Source organism: Rhodococcus sp. AC861 (assembly GCF_979256035.1).
The window spans coordinates 123710-139342 of record NZ_CEEDMW010000003.1 but is presented as its reverse complement, the minus strand read 5'-3'; the positions used below and the strand labels follow the sequence as shown (position 1 = coordinate 139342).

General features: G+C 67.7%; 17 protein-coding genes and 1 pseudogene. 7 read left to right on the top strand and 11 right to left on the bottom strand.

Going from position 1 to position 15633, the window contains the following annotated elements:
* Nucleotides 1-6 precede the first annotated feature (6 nt).
* Nucleotides 7-3540, bottom strand: coding sequence for a DNA polymerase III subunit alpha (gene dnaE / locus AC0IX4_RS10175; protein ID WP_269430166.1), 3534 nt, complete (start codon nucleotides 3538-3540; stop codon nucleotides 7-9).
* Between the two features lie 75 nt (nucleotides 3541-3615).
* Nucleotides 3616-4584, bottom strand: a complete 969-nt coding sequence (gene rarD, locus AC0IX4_RS10170) for an EamA family transporter RarD (RefSeq protein WP_471828885.1) — start codon at nucleotides 4582-4584, stop codon at nucleotides 3616-3618.
* 81 nt (nucleotides 4585-4665) lie between these two features.
* Between rarD and AC0IX4_RS10165 the strand changes: the two are divergent.
* Together AC0IX4_RS10165 and AC0IX4_RS10160 are read left to right on the top strand one after the other, a co-directional pair.
* Nucleotides 4666-4797: pseudogene (locus AC0IX4_RS10165) on the top strand (DUF2256 domain-containing protein); the annotation flags it as partial.
* Nucleotides 4780-5067 carry a DUF3253 domain-containing protein gene (locus AC0IX4_RS10160; protein WP_268793354.1) on the top strand — a complete coding sequence of 96 codons (288 nt, stop codon included), beginning with the start codon at nucleotides 4780-4782 and terminating at the stop codon, nucleotides 5065-5067. The pseudogene AC0IX4_RS10165 and the gene AC0IX4_RS10160, both read left to right, overlap by 18 nt.
* 9 nt (nucleotides 5068-5076) lie before the next feature.
* On the opposite strand, the gene AC0IX4_RS10155 is transcribed toward AC0IX4_RS10160, so the two are convergent.
* Entirely contained in the window at nucleotides 5077-5841 is a 765-nt protein-coding gene (locus tag AC0IX4_RS10155; protein WP_042576452.1) for an MBL fold metallo-hydrolase, read from the bottom strand.
* Between the two features lie 124 nt (nucleotides 5842-5965).
* Here AC0IX4_RS10155 and AC0IX4_RS10150 point away from each other — a divergent pair, with 124 nt between their 5' ends.
* Nucleotides 5966-6628: a hypothetical protein gene (locus tag AC0IX4_RS10150; RefSeq protein ID WP_231568792.1), complete on the top strand. Its 663-nt coding sequence runs from the start codon at nucleotides 5966-5968 to the stop codon at nucleotides 6626-6628.
* A gap of 20 nt (nucleotides 6629-6648) precedes the next feature.
* On the opposite strand, the gene AC0IX4_RS10145 is transcribed toward AC0IX4_RS10150, so the two are convergent.
* Together AC0IX4_RS10145 and AC0IX4_RS10140 are read right to left on the bottom strand one after the other, a co-directional pair.
* Nucleotides 6649-7143, bottom strand: a complete 495-nt coding sequence (locus AC0IX4_RS10145) for a beta-class carbonic anhydrase (protein ID WP_471828884.1) — start codon at nucleotides 7141-7143, stop codon at nucleotides 6649-6651.
* Nucleotides 7144-7264: 121 nt separating this feature from the next.
* The gene (locus AC0IX4_RS10140; protein WP_471828883.1) at nucleotides 7265-7921 is read right to left on the bottom strand and encodes a SanA/YdcF family protein; all 657 of its coding nucleotides are present in this window, start codon (nucleotides 7919-7921) and stop codon (nucleotides 7265-7267) included.
* Between the two features lie 83 nt (nucleotides 7922-8004).
* Here AC0IX4_RS10140 and AC0IX4_RS10135 point away from each other — a divergent pair, with 83 nt between their 5' ends.
* Complete coding sequence (locus tag AC0IX4_RS10135) at nucleotides 8005-8601, top strand: CHAP domain-containing protein (RefSeq protein ID WP_471828882.1); 597 nt, start codon at nucleotides 8005-8007, stop codon at nucleotides 8599-8601.
* 6 nt (nucleotides 8602-8607) lie between these two features.
* On the opposite strand, the gene AC0IX4_RS10130 is transcribed toward AC0IX4_RS10135, so the two are convergent.
* From AC0IX4_RS10130 to lspA, 3 genes are read right to left on the bottom strand one after another with little or no spacing between them, the layout of a single operon-like run.
* Nucleotides 8608-9243, bottom strand: a complete 636-nt coding sequence (locus AC0IX4_RS10130; RefSeq protein ID WP_471828881.1) for a hypothetical protein — start codon at nucleotides 9241-9243, stop codon at nucleotides 8608-8610.
* Nucleotides 9244-9245: 2 nt separating this feature from the next.
* A complete protein-coding gene (locus AC0IX4_RS10125; RefSeq protein ID WP_471828880.1) occupies nucleotides 9246-10172 on the bottom strand; it encodes an RluA family pseudouridine synthase in 927 nt (308 codons plus the stop codon).
* Nucleotides 10169-10690, bottom strand: a complete 522-nt coding sequence (gene lspA / locus AC0IX4_RS10120; RefSeq protein ID WP_156388456.1) for a signal peptidase II — start codon at nucleotides 10688-10690, stop codon at nucleotides 10169-10171. Before lspA ends, AC0IX4_RS10125 begins: the two co-directional genes overlap by 4 nt.
* Nucleotides 10691-10841: 151 nt before the next feature.
* Between lspA and AC0IX4_RS10115 the strand changes: the two genes are divergently transcribed.
* Nucleotides 10842-11780 carry a DUF6263 family protein gene (locus AC0IX4_RS10115; protein WP_056075853.1) on the top strand — a complete coding sequence of 313 codons (939 nt, stop codon included), beginning with the start codon at nucleotides 10842-10844 and terminating at the stop codon, nucleotides 11778-11780.
* The gene (locus tag AC0IX4_RS10110) at nucleotides 11771-12526 is read left to right on the top strand and encodes a sensor domain-containing protein (RefSeq protein WP_056075849.1); all 756 of its coding nucleotides are present in this window, start codon (nucleotides 11771-11773) and stop codon (nucleotides 12524-12526) included. The genes AC0IX4_RS10115 and AC0IX4_RS10110 overlap by 10 nt, the downstream gene beginning before the upstream one ends.
* A 76-nt stretch (nucleotides 12527-12602) precedes the next feature.
* Here the strand turns inward: AC0IX4_RS10110 and AC0IX4_RS10105 are convergent, their stop codons facing one another.
* Nucleotides 12603-13070, bottom strand: a complete 468-nt coding sequence (locus tag AC0IX4_RS10105; protein WP_471829295.1) for a WKL family lipoprotein — start codon at nucleotides 13068-13070, stop codon at nucleotides 12603-12605.
* A 245-nt stretch (nucleotides 13071-13315) separates the two neighbouring features.
* On the opposite strand from AC0IX4_RS10105, the gene AC0IX4_RS10100 reads away from it, so the two are divergent.
* Complete coding sequence (locus tag AC0IX4_RS10100; protein WP_042576446.1) at nucleotides 13316-13873, top strand: dihydrofolate reductase family protein; 558 nt, start codon at nucleotides 13316-13318, stop codon at nucleotides 13871-13873.
* A gap of 43 nt (nucleotides 13874-13916) precedes the next feature.
* On the opposite strand, the gene AC0IX4_RS10095 is transcribed toward AC0IX4_RS10100, so the two are convergent.
* Nucleotides 13917-15212: a sensor domain-containing phosphodiesterase gene (locus AC0IX4_RS10095; RefSeq protein ID WP_471828879.1), complete on the bottom strand. Its 1296-nt coding sequence runs from the start codon at nucleotides 15210-15212 to the stop codon at nucleotides 13917-13919.
* A 77-nt stretch (nucleotides 15213-15289) separates the two neighbouring features.
* A complete protein-coding gene (locus AC0IX4_RS10090; RefSeq protein ID WP_471828878.1) occupies nucleotides 15290-15631 on the bottom strand; it encodes a DUF2200 domain-containing protein in 342 nt (113 codons plus the stop codon).
* Nucleotides 15632-15633: the final 2 nt, after the last annotated feature.

The window sequence follows — 15633 nt, the reverse complement described above, 5'->3', positions numbered from 1 at the left end:
GCACCGTCAGACTGCGAGGCAGCCGGGTCCGAGCAATGCCTTCAGATCCCCCATCAGTGCCGACGACGGTGTGACGCGCAGCTTCTCGTCCACCTTGAGCATGGTGACGCGGTCGCCACTGATGAGTCGCAGGTGCACGTCGGTGGTGCCGGGATGGCTGGCCAGCACCCGCTTGAGGGCACCCACCTTGTCCGCGGTGCACTGACGCGTCGGCAAGCTGACGGCAACTGGTTTGGCAACTCCGACGGACGACAGGTCGGGCACCGCGATGTCGTTGGCGATCAACGAGATCCGGTCGTCGCGCGCGGACACCCTGGCCTTGACCAGCACGACGGCATCCTCGGCCACGTCCGCGCCGAACACCGAGTACGCCTGGGGGAAGAACAGCACCTCGATACCGCCCGTGAGGTCCTCGAGTTGAGCGGAGGCCCAGGTGAGGCCGTTCTTGTTGACGCGCCGGTTGACGGACGCCAGGATGCCGCCCACCGTGACCTGCGTGCCGTCCTTCAGGCTGCCTTCCAGAATCGTGGGAATTGCGGTGTCGGACTGCGCGGCCAGCACGTGTTCGACGCCGTTCAACGGGTGCCCGGACACATACAGGCCCAACATTTCCCGCTCCAGCGCGAGACGGTGCTTGCTGTCCCATTCCTCCGCGGGGATCTTGACATTGAACACGGACGTGATGGACTCGTCGGCGTCGACACCGCCGAACAGGTCGAACTGTCCGATGGCCTCGGCCTTCTTGGTTCCGAGCACCGCGTCGATGGCGTCGGCGTGGATCAGCATCAGACCCTTGCGCGGGTGGTCCAAGGAGTCGAATCCGCCTGCCTTGACCAGCGACTCGGTGACCTTCTTGTTGCAGGCCGTGGCGTCGATCTTGGCCAGGTAGTCGGAGAAGTCGGTGAACTTCCCCTTCTCCTTGCGCGCCGCGATGATCGAGGCCACCACGTTCGCGCCGACGTTGCGGACGGCGCCCATACCGAAACGGATGTCCGTGCCCACCGAGGCGAAGTTGAGCTCGGACTCGTTGACGTCGGGCGGCAGCACCGTGATGCCCAGCCTGCGACAGTCGGCAAGGTAGATGGCGGCCTTGTCCTTGTCGTCACCGACGCTGGTGAGCAGACCGGCCATGTATTCGGCGGGATAGTTGGCCTTGAGGTACGCCGTCCAGTAGGACACCAGCCCGTACCCGGCGGAGTGCGACTTGTTGAACGCGTAGCCGGCGAAGGGCAGGACCGTGTCCCACAGTGCCTTGATGGCCGCTTCGGAGAAGTCGTTGTCCAACATGCCCTGCCGGAACCCGGCGTAGGCCTTCTCGAGCTCCGAGAGCTTCTTCTTACCCATGGCGCGGCGCAGGAGGTCGGCCTGGCCCAGCGAGTAGCCAGCCACCTTCTGTGCGAGCTGCATGATCTGCTCCTGGTAGACCACCAGGCCGTACGTCTCGCCGAGGATGACCTTCAGCGGCTCCTCGAGTTCGGGGTGGATGGGCTTGACCTCTTGACGGCCGTTCTTGCGATCGGCGTAGTCGTTGTGCGAGTTCATGCCCATCGGACCGGGCCGATACAGCGCCAGCACGGCCACGATGTCCTCGAAGCCGGTGGGCTGCATCTTGCGCAGCAGATCGCGCATGGCGCTGCCGTCCAGCTGGAACACTCCGAGAGTGTCACCGCGAGAGAGCAATTCGAACGTCGCGGGGTCGTCGAGCGGAAGCGCGTCCAGATCGATGTCGATCCCGCGGTTCGCCTTGATGTTGTCGATGGCGTCGCCGATGACGGTGAGGTTGCGCAGCCCCAGGAAGTCCATCTTCAGCAGGCCGATGGCCTCGCACGACGGGTAGTCCCAGCCGGTGATGATGGCGCCGTCCTGCGGACGCTTCCACACCGGGATCGCATCGGTGAGCGGCTCCGAGGACATGATGACGGCACAGGCGTGGACGCCGGCGTTACGGATCAGACCCTCGAGGCCCTTGGCCGTCTGATAGATCTTCGCCACATCCGGGTTGGAGTCGATGAGCGAGCGGACCTCGGTGGCCTCCTTGTACCGCTCGTGCGCGGGGTCGGTGATACCGGCGACCGAGATGTCCTTGGCCATGATGGGCGGCGGCAACGCCTTGGTGATCTGGTCGGCGATGGCGAAGCCGGGCTGGCCGAACTGCACGCGCGCCGAGTCCTTGATGGCGGCCTTGGTCTTGATGGTGCCGAACGTGATCACCTGTGCCACACGGTCACTGCCCCACTTCTCGGTGGCGTAGCGGACCATCTCGCCGCGGCGGCGATCGTCGAAGTCGATATCGATGTCGGGCATCGACACACGCTCGGGGTTGAGGAAGCGCTCGAAGAGCAGTCCGTGCGGCAACGGGTCGATGTTGGTGATACCCATCGCGTACGCCACGAGCGAGCCGGCGGCGGATCCACGACCCGGTCCGACGCGGATACCGACGTCCTTCGCGTGGTTGATCAGGTCACCGACGACGAGGAAGTAGGCCGGGAACCCCATCTCGAGGATGACGCTGATCTCGTAGTCGGCGCGGGAGAGGTACTCCTCGGTGGGACCGTCGGGGAAGCGGCGGTGCAGACCGTCCATCACTTCCTTGCGGAGCCACGTGCCCTGGGTGTAACCCTCGGGGACCGGGAACACCGGCATCCGGTCGCGGTGCTCCCACACCTCGTCGTAGGGCTGGACGCGCTCGGCGATGAGCAGCGACGAATCGCACGCGCCGGGCACCTCGTCGTCCCAGAGCGCGCGCATCTCCTCGGCCGACTTGAGGTAGTAGCCGTCGCCGTCGAACTTGAAGCGGGTGGGGTCCGAGAGTGTCTTGCCGGTCTGGATGCACAGCAGCGCTTCGTGATTGACCGACGCGTCCTTGGTGACGTAGTGGCAGTCGTTGGTGGCCAGCGGAGGGATGGACAGCTGCTGCCCGATGTTCAGCAGACCCTCACGGACACGACGCTCGATGGACAGACCGTGGTCCATCAATTCGAGGAAGAAGTTCTCGGGGCCCCAGATCTCCTGCCACTTCGCCGCCGCCTCGAGCGCCTCCCGATCGTGGCCGAGACGCAGACGGGTCTGGATCTCGCCGGACGGGCACCCCGTGGTGGCAATGATGCCCTGGGCGTGATTGGCGATGATCTCCTCGTCCATACGGGCCCACTTGCCCAGCTGACCCTCGGTGGACGCCAGCGACGACAGCTTGAACAGGTTGCGCAGACCGGTCGCGTTCTCCGCGACCATCGTCATGTGGGTGTACGCGCCGCTGCCGGACACGTCGTCCGACTTCTGACTGCGGTCTCCCCACAGCACGCGCTTCTTGTTGAAGCGGGACTCCGGAGCGATGTACGCCTCGATGCCGATGATCGGCTTGACCCCGGCCTTCTTGGCCTCGTTGTAGAACTCGCTGGCGCCGTACATGTTGCCGTGGTCCGTCATACCGACCGCGCTCATCCCGAGGCGCTGGGCCTCGGCGAACATGGGCGCGATCTTCGCCGCCCCGTCCAGCATGGAGTACTCGGTGTGATTGTGGAGATGAACGAAGTCCGACACGGGAGCCACTCTAAGGCTTCGGACCGACACGCAACGCCGTCACACGCGCCTGTGACGACTGTGACGGATGAGGACTCAGCGTGGTGTGTCCGCGGACGCCGCCTCGACCGGCACCGACGCCACCCGGTGGGCCCGCAGACGCCGTACGGAGTCCACCGTGAAGATCACCAACGCGCACCAGATGAGCGCGAATCCGATCCACCGGGACGCCGGCATGTCCTCGTTCAGCACCAGCACTCCCCACGCGAGCTGCAAGCCCGGTGTCAGGTACTGCAGGAGGCCGAGGGTGACCAACGGCAACTTCTGCGCAGCCATTCCGAACAGCAGGAGAGGCAGTGCGGTGACGGGCCCGGCGAGTACCAGGAGCAGGGCGTGCGGCACCCCGAGGGACAGCGCGCTCGCTCCCCCTCCGACCCCCAGGACGATCAGGTAGACCAGGGCGATCGGTGCACCGACGAGTCCCTCCGCGGTCAGCGACGTGGTGGGTTCGAGCCGGACCACCTTCTTCATCACTCCGTACAGAGCGAAGGAGAACGCCAGCGTCAGCGCGATCACGGGCGGTCGGCCGTAGTCCACGGTGAGCACGACCACCGCCACGAATGCCAGTGCGAGAGCCGCGATCTGGGCACGACCCAGCCGTTCCCGGAACACGACGACTCCGAGCAGGACGCTGACCAGAGGGTTGATGAAGTATCCCAACGCGGCCTCGACCACTCGGTCCTGGGAGACGGCGTAGATGTACACGCCCCAGTTGATCGAGATGAAGACCGACGACAACGCCACCACACCCCAGGTGCGCGCCGGCAGACCTCGCAGTGTCGACAGTCGTCCGAGCGCGGCGAGGAGCACCAGCATCAGGACCAGTGTCCACACGATCCGGTGAGCGAGGACCTCGACCGGCCCTGCGAACGACAGCACGCCGAAGAACGCCGGGAACAGTCCCCAGAGGCCGTAGGCGCCCACCCCGCTGAGCAGGCCCACGCTGCCGGCCGAGCGCGGAGTGCCGTCTTGTCGTGCGCCGACTCGGAACCGGGAACTCGTCACACCGCTCACGCTATCCCCGCTGCCTGCGCGCCCTACGCGGGGCGTGACCCCAGGACGACGGGGAAGGGCACAATCGAGTGCGTGGCACACAGGAAGCGATCGGCCGAGGCCGCGACATCACGCGAGGACAAGACGTGTGTGGTGTGCGGGCGCCGGATCGAGTGGCGCAAGAAGTGGGAGCGCGACTGGGACTCCGTGAAGTACTGCAGCGACTCCTGCCGCCGAACCGGTGCGGACGGCGCCGACGACGGTCTCGAGGACGCCATCCGGCGCGCCCTCGACGGGCGCGCTCGCGACTCCTCGATCTGCCCGTCCGACGTCGCACGCGCGGTGGCCCCCGACGACTGGCGTCCCCTGATGGAACCCGTTCGCCGAGCCGCCCGACGCCTCGTGGCCGCCGGCGAAGTCCAGATCACGCAGAAGGGTTCCGTGGTGGACCCGTCGACGGCCAAGGGTCCCATCAGGATTCGATGGACGCGCTGAGCCCGGCCCTCAGCTGCCGGCACGTACGCGTCGCACCGCGTCGGCGACGGAACCGCGGTGCACAGGCCCGTGGCCGGGAATCAGCACGTCGGCATCGAGGGCGGCGAACGCGTCCAGGGCGGCCAGCTCGCGCGGCCGATCGTGCTCGAACAGCGGTGGAAGCATCTGCGGACCCTCGTGCGCGCTGAGGGCGTGACCGGTGATCACCGCGTCGCCACTGAGGACGGCGCCGGCGCTCGGGACGGAATAGGCCGTGTGTCCCGACGTGTGCCCGGCCGTGTCCACCGGCACCGGGCCACCCGGCAGGTCGAGCGGACCGCCGGGAACCGGCCCCACGACGGACCCGAAACCGTCGGCGTCGGGCACCGCTCCCGACTCGGTCCCGCCCGCCCGGAGGATGCGGAACGTCCAGGGCAGCGCGCCGCGTCGCCAGACATTGCGCGCCACGTCGAGCGGCGTCGCCTGCTCGAGGTACTCGCGCCGAGCGTGGCGCGCCTCCGTGTCCGAGGTCAGCACCGGAGTCCCGTAGGTGGTCGCGAAGTGGGCAGCGCCGCCGATGTGATCGATGTGGGCGTGGGTCAGGAGGATCGCACGGACATCCTCCGGACGGCGTCCGACCCGGGCGAGCGATTCCAGGACGGCACCGACGTAGCGGGGGTAGCCGGAGTCGACGAGGGTGACGTCCTCACCGTCCACGAGGAGCGTCCAGTTGACGTCGGGACCGTACGCTACGTGGACGCCGTCTGCGACGGTCGTGACTTCGAGGCTGCTCACAAGTGCCGAGTATGGACGGTGCGACGCGATGTGTCATGACGTTCATCACCGTCGGTGCGAAAAGCCCGAGGCGACAGACGGTCCCGCGAGTCGGTACCGCATCCGTGCACTACGCTGATTCGACGTGATCGACGATCGAACCCTCGGCTCCAGCACTTCCTCCACGATGACCTCCACGCCCGTCGACAGCACCGCCGACGTGCCCCCGACCACCCGCCGGTGGAGCCCCGGCGGCTGCGTCTGGTGCGGCAGCCGTACCGATATCGAGACGTTCCGGGACGAGCCGCGGTGCGCGGAATGCCGCGAGCACGAGAACACGATCGACGCTGCCCGCCGGTTCATCGGGATGTACGGACTGCGTCCCCTGGGCGGCGCTGTCACGTCCGACGACGACGAGGAACTCGAGCACCGCACCGCGGCTCGCGCCTCCCGTGCCGCACTCGACCGCGTGCGCCTGCCCAAGCGACCGGGTGCAGCCGACGTACGGAAGGCCTCGGCGCGCGCCGGAGCATCGGCGTCGGTCCGCTCGGCTCCGGCCCGGTCGACCACCGCTGCGACGAAGCCGGCGCCCTCGGGCGTCGTCACGGATGTCGACGTCTCCGTCCTGGCCGACCGCGTCGCGGGACTGCTCGAGCAGCTCTCGGCGATCGACGTGGGAATCACCGACGCGGAGTCCTCTACCGGGCTCCCCGCGCGAGCGCGGCTGAGCGACCTGCAGCGCCAGCGCGCGACCGTCATGTCGACTCTCGCCGCTCTCGAGAAGGCGCGACGGGGCAGCGCGAACTGACCCCGCCTCACCGGCCGAGATCAGGCTGCGGTGACCTCGCGCAGTTCTCCACTGGCGACGTCGAAGACGAACCCGCGCAGTGACGTGGTCTTCGTGACGAACGGGCTCAGCTCGATTCGCTTCAGCTGCTGACGCACGTCGGTGTCCAGATCTCCGAACGCCTCGGCTGCCCATGTCGGCTCGACACCGACCTCGTCCGCGATGCCGGCCTTGAAGTCGTCGTCGGAGAAGGTGAGCATGCCGCAGTCGGTGTGATGGATCAGGATGATCTCGGTGGTGCCGAGCAGCCGCTGGCTGATGGCAAGCGAGCGGACCTCGTCGTCCGTCACCACTCCGCCGGCATTGCGGATCACATGCGCTTCACCGTCGTTCAGCCCCAGGATGCGGTAGACGTCGAGCCGCGCGTCCATGCACGCGACGACGGCGACGCCCTTGCTCGGCGGAAGCGGAAGCGGTCCCGAGAACGAGGCTGCGTAGTTCTTGTTGTTCGCGAGGTACTGATCGGTGACGGACACGTCGGACTCCTGAGGTCGGTTCACATGGCGACATGAGCACTCGTGCATGAATGCTCTCGCTCACACTCCCCCGGCGCCGACCGGCCCGACAGGGTTCGACTCGAGGTGATTCCGAGCGTGCTCAGCGCGCCGCTTGCTGCACCTCGTCCGTCGCCGGCGTCGAGACTGCTGGAGGTCTGCCGCGCAGGACGTCGAGCACCGCCTTGGGTCGCGCCAGCATCTCGCGGACGAACTGCCGCAGCAGGGCGCGGCGCGAACAGTCGCACGCGGCGATCACACCGTCGGCGTCCAGTCCCACCGCGCGACAGAGCGCCACCGCTCTGGACACGTGGGTCCCCTGACTGACGACGATCGCTCGTCCTACCCCGTAGGTGGTCACGGCACGCAGGCACGTGTCGTACGTGGTCAGACCTACGCCGTCCGCGACGATCCTGGACGGGTCGACACCCCGATCGACGAGGTAGTCGGTCATGACGGCGATCTCGTCCCCCGACGCGCCGTTCGCATTGCCGGAGAGCAGCAGAGCACGGACCGTCCCGTCCTCCATCAACCGGAGTGCCGCGTCCAGTCGCCCGCGCAGGAACGCCGACGGCTCACCGTCCTGTACGCGCGCCCCGAGGACGATCGCGACAGGGGCGGTCGGCGCATCGGCCGCGTCGTGCACACGGCCGTGCGAGGCGAGAGCCACCCACGATGCCGACCCGACGACGACCGCAGCGACGGCGACGAGTGCCACCGACACCGCGACCGCGACGTGTCGGCGACCTATGGGAGTCATGCGTCCAGTTCACCATGTGAGGGTTCGGTGAAGATCCACCCGGCGGTGCCCGCATCGCCGTGCGCGTCGGTAGCGTCGAGGCCATGACGACGACCACACGAACACGGGTCCGCCGCAGTGCCGTCGGCGTCGCCGCAGTCGGCATCATCGTCGGCGGCGCGGTGGTGTGGTCGGCGCCGGAGCGTTACTTCCCCTGGGACACAGCCGAATTCCCCGCGGCGAGCTCGAGTCTGACGCCGGGCCAGCAACGCGTCCTGTCCGTTGCGGGGCAGGAGCACGGCGAGCCCCGTCCGGGAACGTTCTACGCCGAGGGCGTCGAGGAAGCGTGGTGCGCCGATTTCGTCAGCTGGGTCATGCGTGAGAGCGGCATGCCGCTGGAGAATCCGAACTCCGGCAGCTGGCGGATCCCCGGTGTCTACACGCTGACCGAGTACTACCAGGAGCAGGGCCGCTTCGAACCGGTCGGCGACTATCGGCCGGCCGTCGGCGATGTGGTGCTCTACGAATCGGGCGGTCCGCTGGGAAACGTCCTGGTGGGTCAGCACACCAACATCGTGGTGGCGGTGGACGGCGATTCCGTGACCACCGTCGGCGGTAACGAGATGGGCGGGATCAGGGTGCACGATCTCGCCGTGGACGACGACTCGGCCGTCCTGGGCTTCGGTCGACTCGAACCCTGACTCACCTCACGCGGGCGGGAGCGGCCCGTCGTCGGGCTGGACGGCGTCGCCGACACGTTCGGGGTACAGCGGCGCGACGGCGAAACGTCCGAACACTGCGTCCGTCGGAAGTGCTTCCACCGCACGGATATCCGCGCTGCCCGCCAGAGCAACCAACCGGTTCCCGGTCGACCGGACCAGAACTCCCGCGACGCACGAACAGTCCGCGAGAAGCCGGTTCCGGACCAGGGTCTGCACAGCTCTCCCTCGATAGGTGCGACCGGGCGGGACCAAACTCGCGGCCTCGCGCACCGACCGGATCACGACCTGCCGCGTGTCCGGGACCGGTACCTCGACGAGCGGGGTCTGGACCCGATCGACGACGACATGGACGTACACGACGGAGACTCGGGCGCCGTCCACGACCGACGGCACCTCGTCCGCAGTGAGTTCCCGCGCGAACGACACGAGAGCCCACTGCGGGTCGTCGCCGGGGTCGGGTGCGCCCACTCGGTCGAGATACTGCTCGGCGGTCTCGTCGTTGTCGGGACCCAGCGCATCCGTGCGAACAGAGGACATCCGCACCGGATTCACGACGCCCAGCACCAGGACGAGCACGGCCAGCACGACGACGGCCGCTACCGGCGCGGCCCGATGCACCACGGTCAGGTCGCCCTCAGCACGTCCAGTGCATGCTGCAGATCCGTCGGATACGGGCTGGAGAACTCGACATAGCGGCCGTCGCCCGGATGCGTGAATCCCAGGGCCCTCGCGTGCAACCACTGCCGCTCGAGGCCCAGCCTCTCGGCCAGACGTGGGTCCGCACCGTACGTGAGGTCGCCGCAGCACGGATGCCGGAGCGCCGAGAAATGGACCCGGATCTGGTGCGTGCGACCGGTTTCCAAGTGGACGTCCAGAAGGCTCGCCGCCTGGAAGGCCTCGACCGTGTCGTAGTGCGTGATGCTGGCCTTACCGTCCGCCGTCACCGCGAACTTCCAGTCGTTGCTGCGGTGACGCCCGATGGGGGCATCGATGGTTCCGCTGCTCGGGTCGGGATGGCCCTGCACCAGTGCGTGATACCGCTTGTCGATGGTGCGTTCCTTGAACGCCCGTTTCAGCAGCGTGTAGGCCCGCTCCGACGTGGCCACCACCATGACACCGGACGTTCCGACGTCGAGCCGATGGACGATGCCTTGACGTTCGTGCACGCCCGACGTCGAGATGCGGAAGCCGGCCGCCGCGAGACCACCGATGACCGTGGGACCGGTCCATCCCACACTGGCGTGCGCCGCGACACCGACGGGCTTGTCGACGACGACGATGTCGTCGTCGGAGTACAGGATCTCCATCCCGGGTACCGGTTGCGCCTCGATGGTCAACGGACGCGCCGGCTCGGGAAGCTGGACCTCGAGCCACGTTCCACCACCCAGCCGGTCGGACTTCGAGACGTCGGCGCCGTCCACCTGCACGGAGCCCTCCTCGGCGAGTGTCGCCGCGACCGTCCGAGACACACCGAGCAGGCGCGCGAGGCCGGCGTCGACACGCATACCGTCCAGCCCGTCCGGAACGGGCATCGACCGCGACTCCCTCACGCGTTCTTCTCCACGTTCACAGCGTCGTCGGAACTGTCGTCGGTGGCATCGGAGCGGCGTCGTCCGTCGGGTTCGATACCGAACACCGTGATTGCCACCAGCAGGATCGCCCCGCAGACGATGGACGAGTCGGCGACGTTGAACACCGGCCACCATCCGATGGACACGAAGTCCACCACGTGCCCTTGCAGCGGGCCCGGGGCGCGGAAGAAGCGGTCGATCAGATTGCCCAACGCACCGCCGAGCACCAGACCGAGTCCCAACGCCCACCATCCGGATCGCAGTGTCCGGCCGATACGGACGACACCGATGACGACAGCCACGGCCACCAGCGTCAACAACCAGGTCATGCCCGTCGCCATCGAGAAGGCAGCGCCCGCGTTGCGAACCAACCGGAGAGTGACGGTGTCGCCGACGATGCCGACGCGCTCGCCCGGCGCGATCAGAGCGACCGCGGCGATCTTGGTGGCGAGGTCGAGCGCGAGCACGACGGCAGCGACAGTGACGAGCCGTCGCATGCGTCGGGCAGCGGGACGGCTGCGAGGTTCAACATCGGGCGGTTCCACGTCGGTCACCGGTCCATTCTCCACTACATCGGATCCGCCGTTTCCCGTCCGTGCCCGAATACTGCTCACCGAGCGCTCAGGTTGCACCGCTAACCTCGGGCGTGTGACACCCCTCTCCACGCGCCCCGGTCCGTGCCGTGCCCTCGTCGCCGCAGCGGCACTGTCCGTCGTCCTCGCTGTCGCTGCGTGCGGGACCGATTCGGACACCCCCGCGACAGAGGAACTGACGCCCAGCACCACGGCCGTGACGTTGCCCGTCTCCGACGTGACCACCACCCTCGTCGACCCGGGAGCCGAGCCTCGGGCCGTCATCGCCTCAGCGCCGTCGCAGGACCAGCAGTCCGCGACCCTGACGACGGAGTCGACGATCGTCCAGCAGATCGATGCGGCCGCGCCGCAGGACTTCTCGACCCCCGCGCTCACGATGCCGATGACGGCGACGTCGTCCGAGACCGAGGGCGCGGACACCCTGGACATCGCGATGACGTTGGGTGCGGCCACCACTCCCGACGCCACTCTGCAGGCGAGCCTGTCGCCCACCGAGGGGTCGTCGGCTCGCCTGACCACCACGGCGTCCGGCGCGGTCACCGCACTGACCATCGACCCGTCTCCCGACGCACGCGACATCGCCCGCTCGGCCGTGGAACAGGCACTCTCGCAGGCGGTCTACCGTGCTGTTCCCTTCCCGGCCGAGCCGGTCGGGGTCGGGGCGTCGTGGACGGTGACCCAGGAAGTGGTCAGTGGGATCTCGCTGAAGCAGACGACGACCGTCACCCTGAAAGCTCTGGACAACGGAGTCGCCACCGTCGACGTCGCTGTCGAGCAATCGCCCGAGGACCCGGTGTGGCAGTTGCCCGACAACCAGGGAACTTTGAACATCGAGTCGTTCGTGATGACCGGTCAGGGTGAACTGCGGATCGACCCGTCCAAGCCGCTCCCGCTGGGAGGGACCGTCACCGTCGGTGGTGATCAGATCTACCGCGACGCGAACAGTCAGACGACGCTGAAGCAGACCACCGGGAACACGGTGACATGGAGTTGAGCGCTCGGGTCGCGGCAGCGGCCATCGCCGTGATCACACTGACCGCCTGCAGCGGTCCGGCGGAGACGGACACGTCCTCCGAGTCCGCCCCCGAGGCACCGACCGTGGAACTGTCCGCGTTCGTCCCCGTGGAGACCCCGGCGGCCACGACCGGGAGCGGACCGATCACCGACAACGCTCTGCTGGCGGGCAGGATGATCAGCATCGCCGACCTGCCGCCCGGCTACACCGGGTACGACCTGCCGCCGCTGGACCCCTCGTCGCCCGGCGCGTCCGCGGAGGACCGATCGAGCACCGACCCGGCCGAGTGCGCTGCCGTGCTCGCACCTGTCGCAACCCAGCTTCCCGGCGGCATCAGCTCCGCCTCCGTCACCTACGGCGGGCCGGACTTCTCCTCCATCGACCAGGACACCGCCAGCTACGACGGGCCCGGAGCGCTGACAGCCTTCCGGACGGTGCAGGAATCCCTGACTCGTTGCGCGACCTTCTCCGGCACCGATGCCGACGGCGTGCGAGTCGACTACCGCGTCGGGGCGTCCACTCTGTTGACCGACGCGCCCACGATCGGCGACGCATCCGTGGCCGTGCGACTCGCGGTGACCAGCGACGGCGTGTCCCTGACCACCGACGCGGTGCTGACCCTCGTGGGGTCGACCGTCAGTCAGCTGGTGGCAACGGGGACGGAGCCGGTGAATGCGGACCTGGTCAGGCAGCTTGCACGGACCTCGGCGGACCGCCTGCGCTGACGGCGAGCCGGTCACGACAGCAGAACGCCGACACCACCCGAGAGGGTGATGCCGGCGTCGGCGATGGAGACGTGACTCAGGCGGTGCAGGCCGGCGAGGTGAGCTGGGCCAGCGACACGATCGCGCAGGCGTTGTCCTTCGACAGCTTCCACTGACCGTCCTCGGCCACGTAGGTGACCTGGAGCGGGTTGACCTGGCCACCGAGGTTGATGGTGGCGTTCGAGCTCAGGGTGCCGTCGCCGAGATCGGTGACGTCGAGAACCTGGATCTGCGCATTGTTGACGCGAGCGGCCTCGGCGACCTTGTTGATCAGCTCGGGATCGAGCTCGGCGCCCTGGACGTAGGCGACCTTCTGGTCGAGCGGCACGGCGGGATCGAGGCTCTGCTGCAGGCGAGTGTTGAGCTCCTCGGCGGTCGGAACCGGGGGGAGATCGGTCGGGGCTTCGGACATCGCGCTGGACGAGGAAGCGGCCGTCGTGGTCGTCTCCGGGGTCTCCTCGCTGGAGCTGCAGGCCGTCATCGTCAGGGCCGCGGCGACTGCCATGCCTGCCACCAGTGCACGTCCGGTACGGGGAAGCTTCACGTGTACATCCTCTTCATCTCGTGAGTAACTGGTTTCCCAGTGTCGGTGTATCGAGCGTCGGGCCAGACCTTACCGATCGGTTCTGAGGAAACGATAAAGCTCGAATTCCTTCGGTAGATGTCCAGAAGATCTGGCGAGGTCTCGATGAGTTCCCGCGCTGCCGAGGGTCGACACCTACAGGTCGCACACGCACCCCGGGAGGATTCATGGCAATTCTGACGTACGGCATGCACATCTCGCTCGATGGATACATCGAGGATTCCGCCGGCAGCATCGGTTTCGGGACTCCGGACGAGGAGATGCATACGTTGGCCAACCAGCAGGCCCGCGACACGGCCGCCTTCCTCTTCGGGCGGCGGCTCTACGACGTCATGGAGGAATTCTGGACATCGCCGGAGCGCGCCGACGGTGACCCGGTGGAGGCCGAGTTCGCCGAGATCTACGCCGAGACACCCCGCATCGTCTTCTCCGACTCGCTCGAGTCCGTCCCCGAAGGGTGCCGACTGGTGCGCCGGGCCGACACCGTCGACGAAATCACACGGCTGAAGCGGGACCTCGACGGAATTCTCAGCGTCGGCGGTGCAGAACTCGCGGCGTCGGTGGTCGACCTGATCGACGAGGTGAACCCGTGGATCCTGCCGGTCGTCCTCGGCGGCGGGACGCCGTTCTACCCGGTGGGCACGCGACTCGACCTGACCCTCGTCGAGCACCGGTCCTACCAGCCGTCCGGGTGGGCCTACACGAGGTACACGGTCACGCGGTGATGCGTCCGTCGGCTCGGGACGTGCCTGCCGATCACGGTGGCGTTCAGCGTGACAACGGCAGAACGCGTGCCATCAGCGACCGTGCGGCGGCCACGACGAGATGCCGATCATGCGTGAGGATGAACTCGAATCTGCGGTCGGCATCGGGCCTGTCGGTGTCGCCGATGTCCCGAGCGATCAGTGCTGCGAAGTAGTGCGCGCCGACCGCCGTGACGGTCCACTCACGGGCGAAGCGCTCGGACGGGTCCAGTCCGGCGCCCCGCACGCCGGGGGCAGGCTCGGGACTCAATCCCGCTCCGACGGCAGCGACGAAGGGGTGCTTCGCCGCCAGCGCGGCATACCTCTCGACGACGTTGGGTGCGAACCACCGCGATCGCTGGAAGGCCGACTGCACGGTCAGTTGCTCACCCGCGGCGCGAGCGAAGTCCTCTATCCCCCGTGCCATCGTCAGCAACAGAGCCTTGTCGCCTATCGACGGCGCACGATGCTCGAACAGATCGGACGGCACCGCCGGGATATCGTCGCTCGTCATCTCGCGGGGTGACCGCGGGGCCGGTGACCAGGACAGCTCGGCAGAGTGATGCTCTGCCGCGAGCGACGCGGGTCGGCCGAACATCCAACCCTGACCCAGAGTGGCGCCGAGCGCGCGAGCCCGCGTCAGGTGGGCAGGCGTCTCGATGCCTTCCGCGAGCAGTGTCGCTCCCGTCGCCTCGATGTAGGCGGACACTGCCGCGACCGTCCGTCCGTCGGCAGCCGTCAAGGTGTTCTGGACCAGCGCACGGTCGAGTTTGATGATGTCCGGTGCCACGAACTCGAGCATCGCCAACGATCCGGGGTCGGCGCCGACGTCGTCCAACGCGATCTCGCATCCGAGACGACGGGCATCCGCGACCACCGAGAGCAGGGTCGCCGGATCTGCCAGCAAGGACCGCTCGGTCAATTCGGCGACCACGACGAACCCCTGGACCGCTCGGCGGCGGATGTCCCGGAGTCGCTCGCGGACGGAGTGCTCGGTACTCACCCCGGACGTCGGTTCGATGTTGACGAACAAGCGATAGGGAGCGCGCAGGCCCGCGTCGACAGCACCTTCGATTGCCGCGAGGCGGCACGCCCAGTCGAGAGAACCGAGAAGTCCGCGCGCCGATGCCGTGCCGAACACGTCCGTCACGTCGACGTCGGGATACGCGGGCCACCGCGCGAGCGCCTCGTATCCGATCGCCTGGCAGGTACCCAGTTCGACGACCGGCTGATAGCTCGCGCGGACCGAGTCGATGTTCGCCAGGACCGATTCCGTCACCAGAGATGTCGAGCCGAAGAACTCGTCATCGTCGACACTCATCTGTGCCCCCTGCCTGGAACGCGACGGAGGCGCGAGCGGTCCCACCATAGTGACACGTCACGGATGGACGGGCCGGTTCACGCTCGCAGAACCTTGACCATCGGACGGCCTTTCGCCAGCTCGTCGACAAGCTTGTCGAGTCGGCGGATGTTCTGCATCAGCGGATCCTCGACCTCATCGACGCGCACACCGCACACCGATCCGGTGACGAGCGCAGCATGCTCGTTCATCGGTGCCGCATCGAAGAAGTCGGCGAACGTCGTCTCGGATGCCAGATGGTGTGCGAGCTCGGAGTCGTCGAAGCCGGTGAGCCACCGGATCACCTCGTCCAGCTCGTCCTTCGTGCGACCTTTTCGCTCCACCTTCGCGACGTAGTGCGGATACACGGACGCGACTGCGGTGCCGAAGATGCGGTGCATGC

Coding starts and splice junctions, on each gene's coding strand:
- AC0IX4_RS10140 (WP_471828883.1), bottom strand. CDS start 7,921: ATGACTCCCATAGGTCGCCGACACGTCGCGGTCGCGGTGTCGGTGGCA.
- AC0IX4_RS10135 (WP_471828882.1), top strand. CDS start 8,005: ATGACGACGACCACACGAACACGGGTCCGCCGCAGTGCCGTCGGCGTC.
- lspA (WP_156388456.1), bottom strand. CDS start 10,690: ATGCGACGGCTCGTCACTGTCGCTGCCGTCGTGCTCGCGCTCGACCTC.
- AC0IX4_RS10110 (WP_056075849.1), top strand. CDS start 11,771: ATGGAGTTGAGCGCTCGGGTCGCGGCAGCGGCCATCGCCGTGATCACA.
- AC0IX4_RS10105 (WP_471829295.1), bottom strand. CDS start 13,070: ATGGCAGTCGCCGCGGCCCTGACGATGACGGCCTGCAGCTCCAGCGAG.
- AC0IX4_RS10100 (WP_042576446.1), top strand. CDS start 13,316: ATGGCAATTCTGACGTACGGCATGCACATCTCGCTCGATGGATACATC.
- AC0IX4_RS10095 (WP_471828879.1), bottom strand. CDS start 15,212: ATGAGTGTCGACGATGACGAGTTCTTCGGCTCGACATCTCTGGTGACG.
- AC0IX4_RS10090 (WP_471828878.1), bottom strand. CDS start 15,631: ATGCACCGCATCTTCGGCACCGCAGTCGCGTCCGTGTATCCGCACTAC.